The organism is Polynucleobacter sp. P1-05-14, assembly GCF_018881675.1.
Taxonomy (GTDB): Bacteria; Pseudomonadota; Gammaproteobacteria; order Burkholderiales; family Burkholderiaceae; genus Polynucleobacter.
This window is the reverse complement of the sequence record NZ_JACVPV010000017.1, coordinates 109986-129488: the sequence shown is the minus strand read 5'-3', so window position 1 is coordinate 129488 and position 19503 is coordinate 109986. Positions and strand designations below refer to the sequence as shown.

Below are 19503 nucleotides of genomic sequence, written 5' to 3'. Positions count from 1 at the left end.
CCTATACGCGCTTGCTCTAATTGCTCACGTACCATTTCATTCTGAATGACCCCGCGCTTGTCAGCTTCTTGCAGTACCAATTCACGGGTGACCAACATCTCACGAGCTTGATCGCGTACCTGAGGATTATCGGGCTGTCCAGAACGTTGAACTAGCTTATCTAATTGCACTTTAGGAATTGCCTTGCCATTCACGATGACGGCATTTTGTGCGATTGCATTTACGGATAGAAGGGCGGCTCCAAGAAGGCCGATTGAGAGTAATTGACGTTTATTGAACATGGTTTTGATAGTTAAATTAAAAGGGAATAAAGCCATTCTAAAGTAGCTCTAGACAGCAACTTCGTCTGGGGCTAGGGCGGTAATGGTTAAAGCATGAATTTCCTTGGGAATATGGCGATTCAAGGCAGCATAAACAGCCCTATGACGAGCCACTAGGTTCAAACCTTTAAACTCTGAGGCGATGATTTCAAGTCGAAAGTGGCCGCCGCCACTAGCTGCGCCTGCATGGCCAGCATGAAGATGACTTTCATCTTCAATCTTTAAGGCTTGCACCTGAAAAGCTTTCCGTAGATCTTCATCGAAAGCGGCAATCCGTTGTTGATTGATGCTCATTCGCTTGGGTGCTCCATGTGCTTGGAGAGCCAAACTCCTTGAAGAATGACAAAAATTAATAAGAGGCCAGTACTGCCGAATAATTTAAAGTTAACCCAAGTTTCTTCTGGGTACTCAAAAGCAACATACAGATTGAGTGCGCCCATGAAGAAAAAGAATATAGCCCAAGCCACATTGAGGCTACGCCAAACTGAATGCGCTGATGCTGCTTTGAGCGTTACCTGCTTTCCCATTAATACTTGTATCCAGTTCTTTTGAAAAAACTGAGCGCTGATAAATAGAGCGCCTGAAAAGAGCCAGTAAAGAGCTGTTGGCTTTAGTTGAATAAACGTTTTGTCATGCAAGAAGATCGTAAGGCTACCAAAAACAACAATCATGACAAGACTTATCCATTGCATGGCATCGATCTTGCGATGGCGGTAATAGACCCAAAGAATCTGTCCGATAGTGGCAACCATAGCTACGATAGTCGCTGTGTATATATCACCCAGCTTAAAGGCGACAAAGAAGAGAATGATAGGAAATAGGTCGAATAAAAATTTCATAGAGTGATTATCCAGCTATTTAATTTATTCATCTGTTTTTGCAGGTATAGCGTTAGTGCCTGGCTCAAAACTCAAGGATGCAGAGTTAATACAGTAGCGCAAACCGGTTGGCATAGGGCCATCCTCAAATACATGGCCTAAATGCGCATCGCAATTTGCGCAACGGACTTCGGTACGAATCATGCCATGAGTAGTATCTCGAATTTCCTTAATAGAGGATGCAACTTCTGGTGCGTTATAGCTTGGCCAACCACAACCAGCGTCGAACTTGGTCTCTGATAAAAAGAGTGGCGTACCGCAGCAAACGCACTGATAGCGACCTTTGTCCCAGTGATCCCAGTATTTGCCAGTAAAAGGCCGCTCGGTTGCCGCTTCTCGAGTGACGCGGTACTCTATATCACTTAATGAGTGCTTATATTCTTTATCTGTTTTTGTCATTTTGACTCCAATAATATGATTTTCCTATTAAACACCTATGAGGAGCAGCTTACTTCGACCATATCCATATCTGGTGGCGGAGCTAGCGAGTAAGAAGCAAATTCTGGCTGATCATCAAACGGGTTGCTTAAAATCTTAAGAAGCTTTGATACCTCAGAAAAGTCTTTTTTCTGCGCCTGTTCAATGGCGAACTGGGCAAGATGATTTCGCAGGATGTATTTTGGGTTTACTCGATTCATTGCTAGGTGTCGCTCTGAATCATTGCTGGATTCACTCTGTAAGCGAGCTAAATAATCAACGAACCAAAGATCAATTGCATCACGGTCAATAAAATCATCTCTTAAGGAAATCTGCGAAATAGGCAGTTTTGACTTGAGCTTTCCAAGGTTGCGAAAGAAGTTCGTGAAATCCACCTTCGAATCATGCATTGCCTGCAATAACCGTTCAATCAGGGCGACGTCCCTATCTTGCTCCGTACTAAATCCCAATTTATTACGAAACAACGATTGCCAAGCTCTCGCATAAGTATTTGGGAACTCTTCAAGGGCTGAACGCAGTAGATCTTGGGCTTCTTTTTCACCGTGGCGGAGCTCAAGTAGTGGAATCATTGCGCTGGCCAAGCATGCCATATTCCAATGCATGATTTGTGGTTGACGATGGTAGGCATAACGACCACCTTGATCGCTATGGTTGCAAATATGGTCGATCTGAAACTGGTCTAAAAATCCAAAAGGGCCATAGTCAATAGTCAATCCAAGCACGCTAATATTGTCACTATTGAGAACCCCATGACAAAAGCCCACAGCCTGCCATTGAGCGACTAAATTAGCGTTGCGTGCGCAAATTCTTTTAAATAATTCCAAGTAAGGCTCATCAGTCTGTAGGGATTCTGGGTAATGTATTTCTATGAGGTAATCTGCGAGCTCTTTTAACCTTGCATGGTTTTGCAGTGAAGCGTAATGCTCAAAGTGGCCAACCCGAATAAAGCTTGGTGCTAAGCGAGCACAAACCGCTGCAGTCTCTAAAGTTTCTCTTCTGACGGGCATATCTGAGCCAACAATTGAAAGCGCTCTCGTAGTTGGAATGCCCAGAGCATGCATTGACTCGCTGCATAAGAATTCCCTTATAGACGAGCGCAGTACAGCACGACCATCACCCATGCGGGAGAATCGCGTTATCCCAGCCCCTTTAAGCTGTAATTCTTGGCTAGCAATATCGCCTAACAATATTGCGCGTCCATCACCCAGTTGACCAGCCCATACCCCAAATTGATGTCCGCTATAGGCTGTTGCCATAGGATTTGGAAATTGATGGTTGGCTGTATTTAAACCGTTACCAGACAATACCTCTAGCCATGTTTTATCTACGGGCAGATGATTTTCGTCCAGGTCGATACCCACCAATTTGGCGGAAGAGGGTGAAAATGCGACCCAGTAGGGATTGGGTATCGGGGTGGGGAGGGTTGCTTGGCAGGCATCATTGCCGCTTAAAGTAAAGGCCATGGAGGTATTCTAGGTGGATTTACTAAATCACGTGCATGGCTCTAAAATTAATCTATGAATAAACAAGTCCAAATGAATCCACAAGCACAATTAGCTAATTTAGGCGAAGAGTTGAATGTGCCCTTTTTAAAGCTTTTGGGTGTTCGTTGCTTAAGCGCTGAAATGGGCAAAGGGGAGATTTTGCTAGCCCTCAAACCCGAGCACAACAACACCTGGGAAGTAGCACATGGAGGCGTTTTGTTAACGCTAATGGATGTAGCTATGGCTGTTGCTGCACGTTCTGGAGATCCTGGTGATCGTAGTGTGGTAACCATTGAGATGAAGAATAATTTCATGCAAGCCGCTACTGGTGTATTAAGAGTTAAGGCTGATACCGTTCGCAGAACTGCAACGATGGCTTTTTGCGAAGCCAAGCTTTATAACGATCAAGGTGAAATTTGCTGCATGTCTACCGGTACTTTCAAGTACCTGAAGCGCTTAGTAGCTCGTAATGCAGATGGTGATCGAGTTATAAACGATGATGGTCGCTTTGAGTAATGCTAAACAGATAAATTTGAATCTGATGCAGAGCTAAGGACGCCCGTAACAACGTCATGACCTACAGTTCCTGAAGCGTCAAAGCGACGCTCCACCATCTCAAACTGACCGTCTTTCCGTACCCTCAAAACTGTACTTGAACGCGTTCCATAGGCGGGGGTTTTAATAAACGCGGGAGATAGTGCCTTCTCCCATTCACGACTAACCCCCGTGTTAGGAAGTTCGTTATCACTAGCGTGGTGCGTGTCTGCTAATAGCTTTAAATACGGATCTGCATTTTTAAGTTGCCCTTGATCCATAGCCAATGCCTGAGCAAATGCAGCTACACGGTGATTTACTTTTGGCCACGGAGTATCAAGCATGGCATTAGACAAACCATAAACTCCTGGCTCTAACGTTTGTTGTGGAAAAACTTTCCGCGGACGAATACTTTGCCCAATCATCATGCGATTACTGACCCAATGCATTTCGGCATTGGCTGGATCACTTAAATCCGCCATCAAAAGATTAAAGCCGTTGTATTGCTGAAAACGCTTTGCATTTCCTTGGATAAATTCCGAGGGGCGCTCATTACAGGTGAGGTACATCAAAGACAGTTCACCACGCGTTCTAGAATCAGGATTTTTTTCGCTAGGCGCTCGAACATTTGTTAAGGCTGCAAATTTTCCGGTTTTGGTAAATCCAAGCCAGGTGCCGGGATTACCCAATACATCAGCCCGATCTCTGCCTGCCAAAACATGAGGATGTTCAGACCACCAAGAAACGCCATCGGTATTGCGTTCGTAAAACTCATCACGGTTCGCCGCTACCACCAGTGAATATTCTGGGTGAGAATTCCAAGCGAAGAGAATAAGGCACATAAGGGGTATTAAATTTCGAGCAAAGGGTAGGGCAATAAATCTATTTTTAACACAGGTCCCTCAGGGCTACCAAGATGAATTTCCCCATTTTCAAGCGCCTCTAACTTGCACTCGACCTGAAGGTCAATGCGGTCACCATACCCTGGGGAATGTGCAGATAAAACTACCATTCCTGCTGGCTGGGAGGGGTCATTGGAGTGGAAAAGTTCAACGCCCGGCATGGGTAGGTTTTCATCTGAGCTACTGATATCTATACGGGCAATTTGTAGTCGACGCTTGATGGCGCCGCGATATTGACTGCGAGCAACGATTTCTTGGCCTGGATAACACCCTTTTTTAAAATCAACGCCGGCAACAGATTCAAAATTAATCATTTGGGGTACAAATTGCTCCTGCGTTGCTTGAACAATTCTAGGAATGGCACTTAAGACCTCAAGCTCATTCCATGTTTGAAGCATTTCATTAGAGTCGCGTGCACTTGATTGCTTATCAACGGGCATTGCAAATAAAAGACGGGCAACCGATTGATTATTTGCCAAAACATCGGGCATACGTAAAGCTATAGCGCTAGGATCAAGCCTAAACTCGACAATCTGTTCCTCAGAACAATGCAGTCCAGAAATAATCCAATCCTCAGATACATCGGTAACTTTGACCTTTGAGCGCAGTACAAACATGGATAAACGTTTTGCTGTACTTGCGGCAATATCTTTTGAAATAAATAAAGCAAAGCGATCTTCGGCATTCTCGCCAGATGGAAACAATCCAAGCCATGCGCTTGCAAGCAACCTCCCTTTAGGGCTGCAATAACCTACCAGGCGGACACCTGAAAAATTTTGGGCCATTTGTCCGGGAAGGGTGCGGTTTAGTCCCAATACTGAATTTGTTAATTGATTTTGTAAAAAACTTGCAGCATCTGAGCCCTCAACCAGGATTAACCCCCACTGCGGCAAATTGCAGGGCAGGGAAGTAGGGTTATTTAGCCAGTTTTGCTCAATTTTGGGGGTATTTATCATGACCCTTTTATCATAGCCTGATGAGCAGAAAAATTCAGAGCAGATCTCTATTTATTAAGAAAAAGTCAAAAGATCGAGGTCTAAAGTATTGGTTGACCATTTTGTCAATCTTGCTAGGTCTAATTTATGGCGGTATTTTTTTACTGCCAGTGGTGCCCAACACTCCCAATGTAGATAGCGCGCCTGTTTATAAAGTGAAGATTAATCCGAATTCGAGCCTTTCTAGCATTGCCGATCAGTTGGGTGAACAAGGCTTATCGATCAATAAATTCACTATCCAGGTAGGAGCTAGAAGTCTTTTTGTGGGATCAAAACTAAAGCCTGGCACCTATATGCTCCCAGTTGGAGGAAGTCTCGGTAAAGTGTTGCTGCAAATTGCACGCGGGGATCGAGTGAGGGAAAGTATTGCGATTATTCCGGGCATGACTATTTGGCAACTGCGGGGCATCATCGATATGCACCCGGCTCTTATCCACCAAACCAAGGGAATGAGCAACAAGGACTTGTTGCAATCCCTCAATCTTAGCTATCCCAGCGACGAAGGACTATTTCTTCCTGATACCTATATATTTGACCCAGATGAACCGGATTTAAATATATATCGTAGAGCCGCACAAGCCATGCAAAAGCAACTAAACCAAGCTTGGGAGCAAAAAGAGCTTGGGCTTCCCTTAAAAACACCCTATGAACTCTTAATCCTGTCTTCTATCATCGAAAAAGAAACTGGCCGCGCAAGAGATCGGGATATGATTTCCGCTGTATTTATAAATCGTCTCAATAAAGAAATGTCTCTCCAAACGGACCCTACGGTTATCTACGGAATAGGCACTAAATTTGATGGAAATTTGCGGAAAGCGGATTTACGCAAAGACACTGCCTACAATACCTATATGCATAAAGGTTTACCTCCAAGCCCCATCGCAATGCCCAGCAAAGAGTCTATTTTGGCTTCTGCGCATCCTGCTAAAAGTGAGGCCTTATTTTTCGTGGCAAAGGGCGATGGTAGCAGTCACTTTTCTCAAAGCTTAAAAGAGCATGAGTCAGCAGTAGACCAGTATCAACGCAAAATTCCGCCTGGAAAGGGCGCCAACTAAATTCATTTAACTATGACATCAGCACAAAACGGATATTTCATTAGTTTCGAAGGCATCGATGGCGCAGGAAAGAGTACACACGTCGACGCCTTTAGAAATTTGATGCAAGAGCGCTACCCAAACAAAGAGGTGGTGATGACACGTGAACCTGGTGGTACTGGTTTGGGCGAGCAATTACGCAACCTACTTTTAGATGCCCCCATGAATTTGGAGACTGAGGCCTTATTAATGTTTGCTGCACGTCGTGAACATATTGCACAGGTTATTGAGCCGGCGCTGTCGGCAGGAAAGATTGTAATTTCAGATCGCTTTACAGATGCTAGCTTCGCCTACCAAGGTGGTGGTCGCGGCTTGAGCTTGGTAAAGTTAAATGAATTAGAACGCTGGGTTCAGGGTCGCCCCGATGGTTCACTTTTGCAACCCAACTTAACAATTCTTTTTGACTTACCTGGTGAGATTGCGGAGGCTCGTCGCTCCAAGGTTCGAGCCCCAGATAAATTTGAAAAAATGGATCTAGATTTTTTCGAAAGAGTTCGTCAGGAATACTTGAGAAGAGCCAATGATGATTCATCACGCTTTCATCTAGTCGATGCAACAAAAACCCCTGAAGCTATTTGGGACGGTCTGAAACTTATTCAGATTGCGATTTAAGTGAAGCAAGATAATCTGATGGCGCCTTGGCTTAAACCATTATGGGAAAGTTTGGATTTTGCCAACTTCCCCAATGCGATTTTGTTGCACGGCCAGTCCGGTATCGGTAAGTTTGCGTTCTCTGTTGAACTTGCTAAGGCACTTCTTTGCGAGAATTCAAATGCAGCTATAAAGCCCTGCAATCAATGCGAGGCCTGCCACTGGTTTGATACGGGCAACCATCCGGACTTTATAGCTTTAGTTCCTGAAACACATCGAAAGCTCCTACCTCACGCTGATTATGAGAGTGACGAAACACCCAAAAGAGGTAAAGCGGCACGCGATGATGACGGCGATTCAAGCGAAAAAAAGGAGAAGAAAAATATCTCCATTGAAGAAACCCGTCATGCCATAGAAAATCTTTCAATTGGCTCACATCGTGGTGGCAATCGAGTGATATTGATTTATCCGTTAGAAATGTTGCGCACAGACTCCGCTAACACTTTATTAAAGTCTCTAGAAGAGCCTCCAGCAAACACCATTTTTATATTGTTGGCCGATCGTGTTGATCGCGTCTTACCTACGATTAGATCGCGCTGCCGACTTCTGACTGCACCACGCCCTGATCGCGAGCAGGGATTGGCTTGGCTAAAAACCCAGCTGAATAATATTGACGGCCTAAAAGTGAACGATGGGGATGTCGAAACCATTTACGATGAGCAGGGCGGAGCGCCATTCTCAGTGTTGAGCTCTTTGATCGCAAGACACAATAAAGATGAGAAGGATGAGCTCACGATATCAATTCAGGCGTCACGCTACCTATTGCAATCGATGGCTCAAGGCATGGGAATTAATTGGCTAGATACAGCCGAGAAGACACACAAGGCTCAATATGGCTTTCTTTTGGCAAGCATGCAACGATGGATCTCAGATTTGCAGTCGGTTGCCCAGGGTGGTGCGCCACGGTATTACCCAAAGCACATATCTACACTTCAGAGTCTTTCAGAAGCAGTGAACGTTCAAAGAATGCTCCAGCTATGGAAGTCTCTACTACAGGCTCGTCGCCATGAAAATCACCCTCTAGCCAACCGCATCCAGTTAGAAGCTTTGCTTTCCCAATACCAACAGATTTTTGGCCCATAGAATCAACCCAAGCAGTCTAAAATAACGAGTCATGTTCATAGACTCCCATTGCCACCTCGATTTCCTGGAATTTCAATCCCGTTTGCCGGAAGTATTGAGCAATATGCAGTTGGCCAAAGTGAGTCACGCTTTGTGTGTATCGGTTGATTTGCCGGACTTTCCTAACGTACTCAAATTGGCGCAAGATCATCCCAACCTCTTCGCGTCTGTTGGCGTTCATCCTGATTACGAAGACACCCCTGAACCTACCTTTGATTTTCTGGTTGAGATGGCTTTAAAGCACCCGAAAATCGTGGCAATTGGCGAAACAGGACTTGATTACTACCGCATGGGAGATCGTAGCTATGAGTCCATGGAATGGCAACGAGCGCGGTTTAGAACCCATATCAGAGCTTCCATCGCATCTAAGAAGCCTCTCATCATCCATACAAGGGCCGCCTCTGAGGACACCATCAAAATCCTCAAAGAGGAGGGCGCTCAACAAATTGGCGGGGTGATGCATTGCTTTACTGAATCCTACGATGTTGCAAAGGCGGCCATGGATATGGGGTTTTTTATCTCTTTTTCGGGTATTGTGACCTTCAAAAGCGCTAAAGAACTCCAAGAAACCTGTAAACAGGTGCCCCTGGATAGAATGCTCATTGAGACAGATTCACCCTATTTAGCACCCATCCCATATCGCGGCAAGACAAATGAGCCAGCGTGGGTATCTAAAGTCGGTGAATATATTGCCAATCTCAAAGGTGTATCCATTGAAGACCTGGCTAATCAAACTTCAAGTAATTTTTATGAATGTTTTCATATAGATAGGAAATTTTAATGAGAAATAAGATTAAGATAATTATCTGCATGCTTGGTGTTTTATATAGCCTAAACAACTTCGCTTTAGCCCAATCAGATGCTGATATTGCTGATTTCGCTAAAGCAGCTAAATTTAACGATGTTTCTACCGTTAGATCTCTGGTTTCTAAAGGTGTTAGCCCGAATTCAATCGATGCCAAAGGTGAATTAATGCTGAATCTAGCAATTAAGGACAGGTCTGAGGATGTCATCACGTTTCTAGTGACTAATAAGGCTACTGATGTGGATATTTCCAATAAATTCGGCGAAACACCACTCATGATTGCATCCATTGAGGGCAATTTAGTCCTTGTAAAGAGCCTCATACAGGTACAAAAAGCTCAAATTAATCACATAGGGTGGACTCCATTGCATTACGCATGTTCAAGGGGTCACCTTGACGTTGCCCAGTATTTGCTCGCCAACGGAGCTATTGTTGATGCTCCTAGTCCTGGCAATACAACGCCTCTAATGATGGCGGTTCAGTCTGGAAATGAAGCATTGGTTAAGTTATTGCTAGATAAAGGGGCCGATCTGCAGGTACGTAACTCACAAGGATTTACAGCAATTGATATTGCACTCATTTACGAGAAGCCATGGATTGCAGAAGGCTTAAGTTCACGCTGGCAGAAGCTTTATGAGCAGCCTTATGTGGCGCCTAAGGTTCTTGGTCAGCCTAAATCCTGATATGCCTATCTGCGTATAATCATTATTATGTCAAATAAGATATATCTGTAATCCAACCTACTCAAAAATGACCATGCTTAGCCTTTTTCAAAACACTGATCTTCCTAGCTTTACAACCCTATTCAACGAGATCAATACAGATATGGGCAATAGTCAGATCTGGGTTATTGTCGTAAGCGCATGCCTGATGCTGGCTGTTCATGCAGTTGCCGTTCTGGGTATTGCCGGTGCATTTCATGCTATCGATCAAGTCATGACTAGACGGCGCATTGTTGGAGCAAGCTTTCTGTCGTATTTTGTAGCCATACTCTTAGTTATTGCTATTCATTTAGCTGAAATAGTAGTCTGGGCCTACATTTGCGTAGCCCTAAAGGTATTCCCAACTAACCCACAAACCTTTTACTTTGCCGGTGAAATGTACACCACTGTAGGATATGGTGATTACAAATTATCAGAGCAGTGGCGCATTCTGCCCATCATCATCTCTTTTTCTGGGATTTTTGCAGTATCAATGTCAGGCGCTGCCTTGTACACAATGATGGGTGCGCTACTAGGTCACAATAATCAAAACCCGAGATCTGGATCTGGTTTCTAGAATTAAGGCGTATCTACAGTTGCAATAGGGTTCTTTTGCTTGAAAACCAGCTCAAGCACCCTTCCACTTGACTCTTGAGAGCGAATGCGCCCTGGTAGCCACTCAAGGTCTTTTGCAAGCCAGATGTCTACCTGGCGCTTATAAGGGTCATTTTCTCGTTGCATTAAGGCGTAATGACGATTTATGGACTTGCCAAGACTGGGTATATCTTCTGATGTCGTTTCGCCATAACTTTTAAAGCTCCACATTTCTAGAGTGTTGTAGTCAACCACCGGTATTTGTCGAATAGACCCCGCCTCATCCAATTTGCCATCTCCATTTAATAATGAGGCGAGCTGGAACATTAAACTGAAGCGATCTTGGGTTCCGGGCAATATTTCCGGGGTGAACTCGGGTTTCTCAGAGAAGAACATCTGCCCTCGCCCACTGTCATTTCGATCAAAGCGCGAATAACGTGGGGGTTTTGTACCCCGTTGTGACCAATAGAGAATCGGGGCTATTCCATAGGAATCAACTGAGCCACGAGATTCAAATACAAACGGGCCAACAAATGCATATGGGATGTTGATATAGAGGCGATAGTTATTACCATCAACCATCCAATCGATCTCGCCGGTTTGATACTTTTGACCATCCACATAAGAGTCGTAATAAATGATGCCTGACTCGGGTAATTTAAAAGCTACGCCTGCTTGATTGGAATCACCACCCTGCTGAGTGGTTGAACTTAGTCCTTCAATCGTATTAGTTGCAGTACTTGCCTTTGGGGTTTTCTTTACCGCTTTTGTAATATGGATTTTCTTGGGAGGTTCTACTTTTAGTTCGGTCCTAATGATTAAGTCATCTGCGATTGGTGCGGGTTCAGAAAAAGAGATGAAAGGTAGCCCAAAAAAAAGAATGAGATGTCCTAATACAGATAGCAGCAAAGCTGCAAGAATGATTCTGAAGGAATATATCTTGGGTGGATGAAAAAAATTACACCGCCCTATTCTTGGGCTCAGATTAGACCTTCTAGAAGGCGGCTATTTTTAGGCAGATTGGCTGCAAGGAAGTCCATTTGATCTGCCAATATATTACGGCCTTTCAGGATCATATCTTCATAAAGACTGGGTAAGTACGGGGTATACAACAAGGACATGCCCGCCTGATCTGGAGTACGATTACCTTTACGTTGATTACAAGGTCTGCACGAGATGACTAAGTTCATCCAGCTATATTTACCACCACGACTATTGGGTATGATGTGCTCGGCTTCAGCTTGGTTTTCGTGTATGGGGTCACCACAATAAGCACATAGTCCGCGATCACGCTTGAACAGTTTATGTTTCGTAATTACAGGAACCACATCAAAGAGGTTGATCTTGGCACTGCCCTTTACCGCAATGATGGAGTGCAATTCGATAATGGACTGCTTGCCAGTAGATCTTGAAATACCGCCACGCATTTGGAAAATGGGGTCACCTAAAGTCCACAAAACGCTACTATCCGCATATTGCTTGGTGGCTTCTTCTGTATTAACCCAGCCCTGAGGAATTCCACCTGCGTCTAATTTCAAGATGCTCAGCACAAACTCTCCTTTCTAGACAGCGCAAATGAGCAGCAGCTGTTTAGATCATCTTACAGAAGAAGCGAGCAGCAATCAATCCATCATGAAGCAATGAAATTTAAGACTTTGAGCAAGTGGTCGGGATAATCTGAAATGCCATGGTCACCCCCATCAAGCACCAGCTGCTCTGAACCCCTGTAGAAATCAACCATTTCCTGCCAATCCAGGAGCTCGTCACCTTTTGCGGCGATCAGAAAGTAACGCGACGGGTTGCTAATAGATTCAACCTGTAGCGCCTTTAGTTCATCAATGTATTCTGGACGAAAATCGTAGGGCTCATTGGTGTCGTATGAGGTCAGCATTCCAACATGCGGCGCCAACTCTTTCGGTGCTCTAACTGCTGGGTTAAGAGCTACGGCTTTGCAGCCAAACTTTTCGGCCAAGTAGTTGGTGTAGTAGCCACCCAAAGAAGAGCCGATAACTACTAAGCGATCATGTGTTGATGCTTCAATATGCCGTATCACCATATCCATGCTGTCCTTTGGTGAAGCTAACAATTGAGGGCAATACCACTCCATTGGATTATTCGCAGTGGATAAGGCTTTTATTGCATCCCCCGTCAAGACCGCTTTACTCGATCTTGGGGAGGAGCGAAAACCATGTAAATAGACTACTAAAGTTGAAGGCATGTGGGTGCTTATGCCTTTTGCCCAATTTCAAAGTTTGCAAGCTTCTCTAGAGCGCGCACCATTGCTGAGTGATCCCAGGCTTTACCACCATGAGCTGCGCATGAATTAAATAATTCCTGTGCTGTGGCTGTATTTGGCAATGAAACACCCAAAGCTCTAGCGCTATTGAGGGCAAGGTTTAAATCTTTTTGATGTAATTCAATTCTGAAACCGGGATCAAAGGTGCGCTTGACCATTCTTTCGCCGTGCACCTCTAATATCTTGGAGCTTGCAAAACCGCCCATTAAAGCCTGACGTACCTTTGCAGGATCTGCACCAGCTTTTGAAGCGAACAATAGTGCTTCTGCTACGGCCTCAATATTCAGGGCAACAATAATTTGATTGGCCACCTTAGCAGTTTGACCATCTCCATTTCCGCCAACAAGATTAATATTTTTGCCCATCAACTCAAATACTGGCTTCACCTTATCAAAGACAGCCTCATCTCCGCCAACCATGATTGAAAGGGTCGCATTTTTTGCACCAAGCTCACCGCCAGAAACTGGAGCATCTAAGTAATCGCAGCCCAATGCATTTATTTTCTTAGCAAACTCTTTGGTAGAAATTGGGGATATGGAACTCATATCAACAACAATTTTTCCCTTGGAGAGGCCTGATGCTATTCCGTTATCACCAAATAGCACCTTCTCAACATCAGGAGTATCTGGGACCATCATAAAAATAATGTCGGCTTTGCTCGCAACTTCTTGAGGTGAAGTACATTGCACTGCTGATGAACATGCCAGCCCTTCTGGTACCTTGCTACGAGTATTAATAAACACCTCGTGGCCTGCATTGATTAAATGGCTCGCCATGGGTGCGCCCATTATTCCCAAACCAACAAATCCTAGCTTTAATTGCTTGCTCATAATGTCTCCGTATCGTTATTGATTTAAATTTTTAATCCAGCCCAATCCTGCTTCAGTATTGGATGATGGTTTATATTCGCAGCCAATCCAACCTTGATAGCCAATGCTATCGATGAACTGAAATAGATGCGGGTAATTAATTTCTCCAGTGCCTGGCTCATTTCTGCCAGGATTATCCGCCAATTGAATATGGGCAATTTTAGAAAGATTGGCATCTATAGTTTTGCAGAGCTCACCTTCCATACGCTGGGCATGGTAGATGTCATACTGAATAAATAAATTATCTGAACCTACCTCATTCAGAATATCTAGGGCTTGCTGCGTTCTGGATAAATAGAAGCCAGGAATATCGAAAGTATTTATTGGCTCTATTAGAAGTTTGATATTGGCATTTTTTAGTTCAGTTGCCGCATAACGTAAGTTTGAAATAAATGTTTTATGCAATAACTCTTTATCAGCACCGGCAGGAATTTTTCCAGCCAAACAATTTAACTGCTTAACATCAAGCGCCTTTGCATAATTAATAGCTTTAGCAACGCCCTCCTGAAATTCTGCAACACGATCTGGCAAACAGGCAATGCCACGCTCTCCAGCTTCCCAATCACCTGCAGGTAAATTATGGAGAACTAATTTGAGTTTATTTTGCTCCAGATTTTGCTTGATATCTTCAGCAGAGAAAGAATAAGGAAAGAGAAATTCAACGGCCTGAAATCCAGACTTCGCCGCTTTTTCAAAACGCTCCATAAATGGCACTTCATTAAAAAGCATGGTGAGATTCGCGGCAAACTGTGGCATTTATATTCCTTGTTTAAAAAATCAGGCAAAACAATGTGATGGGAGATATTAACAAAAGATGACTATTTAAGCCTTGTCAACGAATATCTAACTTTATGGGCCGATATAGCTCTAAAAATAGGCTAAGATTGAATTTAGTACCTTTTATAAATGAGGAAAAATAATGAATATTAAATATGCTCCGATTGCTTTGGTTATTGCAACCCTTTTTGTTGGAACTTCCACAGCTTTCGCTCAATCTGCCCCTGCAGCCAAACCAACAGTGATCGATGCTGCCGTCACAGAAAATCGTTATCAGCTATTTGAAGGTGAAGTGGTCAAAATTGACAAGAAGACTCGCACTATTACCTTTAAAAACAAAGATGGTGAATCTAAGTTTGTCGCTGGTCCTGACATCACTAACTTTGCTCAGATTAAAAAAGGTGATCGAGTTAATGTAAATTACGAGCTCGCCGTGGCTATTGAGTTGATGAAGACTAAAAGTGATGGCGTTCGCTCAAAAGTTGAAACCAACACGGCAACCAAATCTAAGACCAATGAAAAACCATCTGAGACGATTACCAATAAAACAACCATCATCGCTGATATTGTGGAAGTAAATCGCGAGAAAAAACTGGTTTCCGTTAAGGGCCCAAGCGGCAAGATCACAACCGTTACCGTCAAGAACCCTGCTCTGTTGGCGGATGTTAACGTGGGTGAGCAAGTTAAAGTGATTTACTTTGATGCAATGGCTGCATCAATTAGCGCGCCCAAGAAGTAACCCACTAAACCTGGCCTTTGCAGAGTCAAAGGTCAGGCCAATCCTTCCGTATCGGGACGTTTTTTACTCGCCAGAATCTTTAGTGAGTGATCTTCTCATCACGCTACGCATTTTTTGATCACCCTCAACCATGAGCTTTAATCTGGTTTCGCTAACTAGCACAGCCATTTTTGCGTTGTACTGCTCACGGCGAAGAAGCTCTACTAAGACACCTGTTAGAAGGGTGTAAGAGAGATAAACAGACAAGGTAGTTACATCTCTTTGATCAACTACCGAAAGAGCGCCAAAAGGCTCCATAAAGTAAAAGATCAACAATGGGGCGCTGAGCACAAGCGTAAGGAACGCCGGGAAGATGCCGAAAAAAAACGCAATCAAAATGGTATTCACTTGAAAGAAAAATAGAGGTAAAGATCCGCCTAGAAAGGGGTGAAGGACATAGCGGAGAGAAAAGGCGATCAGAACCCCAAATACTGCTACCAAATAACCATAGCTCTTATTTGGGCACCAGCGTTTTGCGTTTAAGTTATGTCTCATCTTTTTTTACCTATTTCGGTGTATCCTAACCCATCTCTTTGAATAAGCCCATATTTCGATGTTAGAGCCAGTTATCTCTCACGCAAAGCAGGATCTCACCATTCTTATTCCTGGCCTTAATGGCAGCGGCTTAGAACTTGGACAACTACCCCGCTTTCTTGAGGCTGCGGGTCATGACGTCTTAATTCCAGAAATTCCAGGCTTTTTGTTTGGAAGCCCCGCAAGCAAATTTGGTGGCTGGGTTCAGGAACTACATCAAATTATTGACGCGCAAAAGGAAATCTACGCGACAGTCAATCTAGCAGGAATTAGCATGGGCGCTACATTGGCAACGCTAGTGGCCACACAAAGAACAGACATCTCTTCTCTAGCGCTAATGTCACCCGTACTTAAATATGATGGTTGGTCTGTGCCGTTTTATAGACCCATCCTCGATTTTTTGTATTTTTTAGGGCTGCGTAATTGGGAATACTCTGAGCGTGAGCCCTTTGGCGTTAAGAATATTGATTTACGTCGTCGGATTAGCGAAAAATTCAAAACCTCCAAGGTGTCCGAGGTAGGCGCCGCCTCTATTTCAGCACGTCATCTGCATGAAGCTAAGGGGCTGATGGCTAGCACTAAAAATAGCTTACAAAACCTCACCTGCAGATTGCTCTTGATTCAGTCCGTAGAGGACGATACATGCTCTGCATGGTCGGCAGAAGAAATCCTTGAGCACTGTAAGTCAGAGGTACGTAGAGTTATATGGCTGGGAAATAGTTACCATATTGTCACAATCGATAATGAGCGCGAAATTGTTCTGAACGAGGTGTTGAACTTTGTAGCCCAGACTAGCGCCGTCGAGCGACATCACTTCGATCCAGCAACCAGCGAAAATCGCAAAGTTCTTAAATTAAGAGCTGGCTACGAATAGAAAAAGCCCCCGATTAAGGGGGCTTTTAATTTGTCTTGGCGGAACGGACGGGACTCGAACCCGCGACCCTCGGCGTGACAGGCCGATATTCTAACCAACTGAACTACCGCTCCAAATACATCGCGTAACACAACATCATACAACTTTACTTCTACCAGAAGAATCTGGCGTCCCCAGGGGGATTCGAACCCCCGTACTCACCGTGAAAGGGTGATGTCCTAGGCCTCTAGACGATGGGGACCTGGACTACTACATAAAACTATTTTAAATGCTTGGTGGAGATAAGCGGGATCGAACCGCTGACCTCTTGCATGCCATGCAAGCGCTCTCCCAGCTGAGCTATACCCCCGAAATCCCGCGATAAAACTACAAGACACTCAAAACAATCCAAGATTTTATCCTATTTTTGTGCAGGTGCGCAAATTCTCTATTGGACCACCTTAGAAAGCCTTTTGACAGCCTCCTCCTTGCCCAACACAACCAGTACAGAATCAATCGCTGGGGTCTGTGTGGTGGCAAATAATGCGTATCTAACGGGCATTGCTAGTGCCGGCATTTTGATTTGGTACTTTGCCAATATTTGCTTAAAAACAGCTGCATAAGCTTCTTTAGTCGGTTCAGCGGTTGAAATAGCTTCAACCAAATCTTTTAAGACAGGCATAACGGCTTCGGCAATATTTTCCTTAATTTGATCAGCAGTTAAATTGGGTGCCGGCAAATAAAAAAGCTTTGCACCCTCGGCAATCTCAATCAGGGTATTGGCTCGATCTTTTAATAGGCTAACCACCTGAACAAAGTCTGGGCCAGCTTCGGTATCCATACCCATCTCATGTGCAAATGGCTTAGTAGCAGCTGCTAGTTTTACTGGATCGGAATTCTGAATATATTGATGATTTAGCCAAAGTAATTTTTCTGGGTTATGTTGCGCTGGTGAGCGCCCTAGACTTTCTAAATCAAACCAATTTACAAACTGTTCCTTTGTAAATACCTCGGCATCCCCATGAGACCAGCCAAGTCTTGCAAGGTAATTCAGGATTGCATCAGGAAGGTAACCTGCTCTTTGATAATCTCTCACACTCATTGCGCCATTACGCTTACTCATTTTTTCACCGGCGTCATTAAGCACGGTTGGCAGATGGGCATAAACAGGCGGGGATCCGCCAAGGGCCCTCATGATGTTAATTTGTCTTGGGGTGTTATTGACGTGGTCATCACCTCTAATGACGTGGGTGATGTTCATATCCATGTCATCAATCACCACGCAAAAGTTGTAGGTAGGTGTTCCGTCTGGCCTAGCAATAACCAAATCATCCAACTGATCATTGCTAATTTCTATTTGACCTTTGACAGCGTCATTCCAAATGACTGACCCGCCAATTGGATTCTTAAAGCGGATTACTGGGCTTACACCTTCGGGAACGGGCGGCAATGTTTTGCCAGGCTCAGGTCTCCAAAGTCCGTTATAGCGAGGCTTTTCTTTACTTGCCATTTGCTGATCACGGAGTTTATTGAGCTCTTCTTCGCTCATGTAGCAGGGATAGGCCAATCCAGAATCCAACATTTGTTTTACTACTTCACGGTATCGATCAATACGCTGCATCTGATAGATCGGACCTTCATCCAAATCGAGGCCAAGCCACGCCATTCCTTCGATAATGACGTCAACTGCTTCCTGTGATGAGCGCTCAAGGTCAGTATCTTCAATACGAAGAATGAAGTCACCCTTATTGTGGCGCGCAAAAGCCCACGGATAAAGAGCGCTGCGAAGATTTCCCAGATGAATAAAGCCCGTGGGACTTGGGGCGAAACGTGTACGGATATGCATAAACCGCATTATCTCAGGTCGCGCTTACTGAGACTAAAACCGAAAAAAAGTGGATACTTTGCTCTATGAATGAATTACTAGTCTTTATGTGTGATGGCGCCCCAGTTCGCGGGGAAATAGTCTCGATTGGAAGCGCCTGGCAGGCCGTGCTAGAGCGTCGTAATGACCCCCCTGCCGTCCGTCGGATTCTGGGTGACTTTGTTGGTGCAGCCACCCTTCTAAGTGCTAGCCTTAAATTTGATGGGACCCTCATAATTCAAGCGCAAAGCAATGGCCCTATTCAGCTGCTGGTTGTGGAATGTAAGTCTGATTTATCCATGAGGGCTACAGTCAAGCTCTCAGTTGACCCCTCTGAAATAATGCCCGACGCAACATTAGCCTATCTACTGGATGTGAGTGGGAGCGGAAGACTAGTAATCACCCTGGATCCAGCAGACCGCGAACCAGGACAGGCGCCCTATCAAGGCATCGTAGCGCTTCAAGATCATCAAGGCGCAGTCATTAAGCCGGTCACCAGCGCTGCAGAGGCTATAGCCCTGTATATGCAAAACTCCGAACAATTGGACACGCGCATTTGGCTTGCTTCCAGCGATACCCATGTCGGCGGTTTATTGCTACAGCGCCTACCAAATTCAGGAGGTCATGCCCATTTGGATCAACAGGTTGCTGCTGAAGGCTGGTCACGCATTCAAACGCTTGGGGAAACAATCACTAATGAAGAATTATTAACACTTCCACCAGAGACTATTTTGAGGCGTTTATTTTTGGAAGAGTCCGCCGAGAATGGAGTTCGCAGCTTCCCTGCTCGCCCCATTCGTTTTGCCTGTAGATGCTCTCGCGCTAAGGTTGCGGATATTTTGAGAATGCTTGGTGAAGAAGAGGTTCAAAGCATTCTTGCGGAGCAGGGAGCCGTGGAGACCATCTGTGATTTCTGTGCAAAACCATACCGCTTTGATGCGGTTGATTGCCTGCAGGTATTTAAAACAGATTTATTGAGTGATGCCACAAGACCCCCATCCAGCAGTCATTAAA

The 19503-nt window shown here is 44.6% G+C and carries 23 protein-coding genes, 3 tRNA genes and 1 pseudogene; 10 read left to right on the top strand and 17 right to left on the bottom strand.

What is annotated here, in order from left to right; translation table 11 throughout:
- The 5 genes and pseudogenes from ICN37_RS11590 to ICN37_RS08160 form a co-directional block, all read right to left on the bottom strand.
- Positions 1 to 317 (bottom strand): annotated as a pseudogene (locus ICN37_RS11590) (SurA N-terminal domain-containing protein); the annotation flags it as partial.
- A gap of 12 nt (positions 318 to 329) precedes the next feature.
- On the bottom strand, positions 330 to 614 hold the full coding sequence (locus ICN37_RS08175) for a BolA family transcriptional regulator (protein ID WP_215322208.1): 285 nt from the start codon (positions 612 to 614) through the stop codon (positions 330 to 332).
- A complete protein-coding gene (locus tag ICN37_RS08170) occupies positions 611 to 1159 on the bottom strand; it encodes a septation protein A (RefSeq protein WP_216156504.1) in 549 nt (182 codons plus the stop codon). The genes ICN37_RS08175 and ICN37_RS08170 overlap by 4 nt, the downstream gene beginning before the upstream one ends.
- A 24-nt stretch (positions 1160 to 1183) precedes the next feature.
- On the bottom strand, positions 1184 to 1597 hold the full coding sequence (msrB, locus tag ICN37_RS08165) for a peptide-methionine (R)-S-oxide reductase MsrB (RefSeq protein WP_216156501.1): 414 nt from the start codon (positions 1595 to 1597) through the stop codon (positions 1184 to 1186).
- A gap of 35 nt (positions 1598 to 1632) precedes the next feature.
- Positions 1633 to 3099, bottom strand: coding sequence for a YdiU family protein (locus ICN37_RS08160; protein ID WP_216156498.1), 1467 nt, complete (start codon positions 3097 to 3099; stop codon positions 1633 to 1635).
- Positions 3100 to 3153: 54 nt separating this feature from the next.
- On the opposite strand from ICN37_RS08160, the gene ICN37_RS08155 reads away from it, so the two are divergent.
- On the top strand, positions 3154 to 3636 hold the full coding sequence (locus ICN37_RS08155; protein WP_215322200.1) for a PaaI family thioesterase: 483 nt from the start codon (positions 3154 to 3156) through the stop codon (positions 3634 to 3636).
- Between the two features lie 2 nt (positions 3637 to 3638).
- On the opposite strand, the gene ICN37_RS08150 is transcribed toward ICN37_RS08155, so the two are convergent.
- Positions 3639 to 4496, bottom strand: coding sequence for an NRDE family protein (locus ICN37_RS08150; protein ID WP_216156495.1), 858 nt, complete (start codon positions 4494 to 4496; stop codon positions 3639 to 3641).
- A gap of 8 nt (positions 4497 to 4504) precedes the next feature.
- A complete protein-coding gene (locus tag ICN37_RS08145) occupies positions 4505 to 5512 on the bottom strand; it encodes a folate-binding protein YgfZ (protein WP_215322196.1) in 1008 nt (335 codons plus the stop codon).
- A 20-nt stretch (positions 5513 to 5532) separates the two neighbouring features.
- On the opposite strand from ICN37_RS08145, the gene mltG reads away from it, so the two are divergent.
- From mltG to ICN37_RS08115, 6 genes are all read left to right on the top strand, one after another.
- The gene (mltG, locus tag ICN37_RS08140) at positions 5533 to 6606 is read left to right on the top strand and encodes an endolytic transglycosylase MltG (protein ID WP_216156493.1); all 1074 of its coding nucleotides are present in this window, start codon (positions 5533 to 5535) and stop codon (positions 6604 to 6606) included.
- Between the two features lie 12 nt (positions 6607 to 6618).
- Complete coding sequence (gene tmk / locus ICN37_RS08135; protein WP_216156491.1) at positions 6619 to 7257, top strand: dTMP kinase; 639 nt, start codon at positions 6619 to 6621, stop codon at positions 7255 to 7257.
- Positions 7258 to 8379, top strand: a complete 1122-nt coding sequence (locus ICN37_RS08130) for a DNA polymerase III subunit delta' (RefSeq protein WP_216156489.1) — start codon at positions 7258 to 7260, stop codon at positions 8377 to 8379. It begins immediately after the preceding gene.
- A gap of 31 nt (positions 8380 to 8410) precedes the next feature.
- The gene (locus ICN37_RS08125) at positions 8411 to 9199 is read left to right on the top strand and encodes a TatD family hydrolase (RefSeq protein ID WP_216156487.1); all 789 of its coding nucleotides are present in this window, start codon (positions 8411 to 8413) and stop codon (positions 9197 to 9199) included.
- Complete coding sequence (locus ICN37_RS08120) at positions 9199 to 9906, top strand: ankyrin repeat domain-containing protein (protein ID WP_216156485.1); 708 nt, start codon at positions 9199 to 9201, stop codon at positions 9904 to 9906. Before ICN37_RS08125 ends, ICN37_RS08120 begins: the two co-directional genes overlap by 1 nt.
- A 73-nt stretch (positions 9907 to 9979) precedes the next feature.
- Positions 9980 to 10501 carry an ion channel gene (locus ICN37_RS08115; protein ID WP_215322186.1) on the top strand — a complete coding sequence of 174 codons (522 nt, stop codon included), beginning with the start codon at positions 9980 to 9982 and terminating at the stop codon, positions 10499 to 10501.
- Between the two features lie 2 nt (positions 10502 to 10503).
- Here the strand turns inward: ICN37_RS08115 and ICN37_RS08110 are convergent, their stop codons facing one another.
- The 5 genes from ICN37_RS08110 to hyi form a co-directional block, all read right to left on the bottom strand.
- Complete coding sequence (locus ICN37_RS08110; RefSeq protein ID WP_255538498.1) at positions 10504 to 11427, bottom strand: DUF3108 domain-containing protein; 924 nt, start codon at positions 11425 to 11427, stop codon at positions 10504 to 10506.
- Positions 11428 to 11498: 71 nt separating this feature from the next.
- Positions 11499 to 12068, bottom strand: a complete 570-nt coding sequence (locus tag ICN37_RS08105) for an HNH endonuclease (RefSeq protein WP_370623828.1) — start codon at positions 12066 to 12068, stop codon at positions 11499 to 11501.
- A gap of 80 nt (positions 12069 to 12148) precedes the next feature.
- The gene (locus ICN37_RS08100; protein WP_216156483.1) at positions 12149 to 12736 is read right to left on the bottom strand and encodes a YqiA/YcfP family alpha/beta fold hydrolase; all 588 of its coding nucleotides are present in this window, start codon (positions 12734 to 12736) and stop codon (positions 12149 to 12151) included.
- Between the two features lie 8 nt (positions 12737 to 12744).
- Positions 12745 to 13644, bottom strand: a complete 900-nt coding sequence (glxR, locus tag ICN37_RS08095) for a 2-hydroxy-3-oxopropionate reductase (RefSeq protein ID WP_216860943.1) — start codon at positions 13642 to 13644, stop codon at positions 12745 to 12747.
- 15 nt (positions 13645 to 13659) lie between these two features.
- Positions 13660 to 14439, bottom strand: coding sequence for a hydroxypyruvate isomerase (hyi, locus tag ICN37_RS08090; protein WP_216156481.1), 780 nt, complete (start codon positions 14437 to 14439; stop codon positions 13660 to 13662).
- Positions 14440 to 14602: 163 nt separating this feature from the next.
- On the opposite strand from hyi, the gene ICN37_RS08085 reads away from it, so the two are divergent.
- The gene (locus tag ICN37_RS08085; protein WP_216156479.1) at positions 14603 to 15199 is read left to right on the top strand and encodes a hypothetical protein; all 597 of its coding nucleotides are present in this window, start codon (positions 14603 to 14605) and stop codon (positions 15197 to 15199) included.
- Between the two features lie 63 nt (positions 15200 to 15262).
- On the opposite strand, the gene ICN37_RS08080 is transcribed toward ICN37_RS08085, so the two are convergent.
- The gene (locus tag ICN37_RS08080) at positions 15263 to 15733 is read right to left on the bottom strand and encodes a DUF4118 domain-containing protein (RefSeq protein WP_215322180.1); all 471 of its coding nucleotides are present in this window, start codon (positions 15731 to 15733) and stop codon (positions 15263 to 15265) included.
- Between the two features lie 58 nt (positions 15734 to 15791).
- Here ICN37_RS08080 and ICN37_RS08075 point away from each other — a divergent pair, with 58 nt between their 5' ends.
- Positions 15792 to 16646: a carboxylesterase gene (locus tag ICN37_RS08075; protein WP_216156469.1), complete on the top strand. Its 855-nt coding sequence runs from the start codon at positions 15792 to 15794 to the stop codon at positions 16644 to 16646.
- 36 nt (positions 16647 to 16682) lie between these two features.
- Here the strand turns inward: ICN37_RS08075 and ICN37_RS08070 are convergent.
- The 4 genes from ICN37_RS08070 to gltX form a co-directional block, all read right to left on the bottom strand.
- Positions 16683 to 16759 (bottom strand) — tRNA-Asp (locus ICN37_RS08070).
- 52 nt (positions 16760 to 16811) lie between these two features.
- Positions 16812 to 16887, bottom strand: a tRNA-Glu gene (locus ICN37_RS08065).
- Positions 16888 to 16919: 32 nt separating this feature from the next.
- Positions 16920 to 16995, bottom strand: a tRNA-Ala gene (locus tag ICN37_RS08060).
- 78 nt (positions 16996 to 17073) lie between these two features.
- Positions 17074 to 18480 (bottom strand): glutamate--tRNA ligase, encoded by a 1407-nt coding sequence (gene gltX / locus ICN37_RS08055; protein WP_216156465.1) that lies wholly within the window; start codon positions 18478 to 18480, stop codon positions 17074 to 17076.
- 56 nt (positions 18481 to 18536) lie between these two features.
- Here gltX and ICN37_RS08050 point away from each other — a divergent pair, with 56 nt between their 5' ends.
- Positions 18537 to 19502 (top strand): Hsp33 family molecular chaperone HslO, encoded by a 966-nt coding sequence (locus ICN37_RS08050; RefSeq protein WP_216156462.1) that lies wholly within the window; start codon positions 18537 to 18539, stop codon positions 19500 to 19502.
- Position 19503 lies beyond the last annotated feature (1 nt).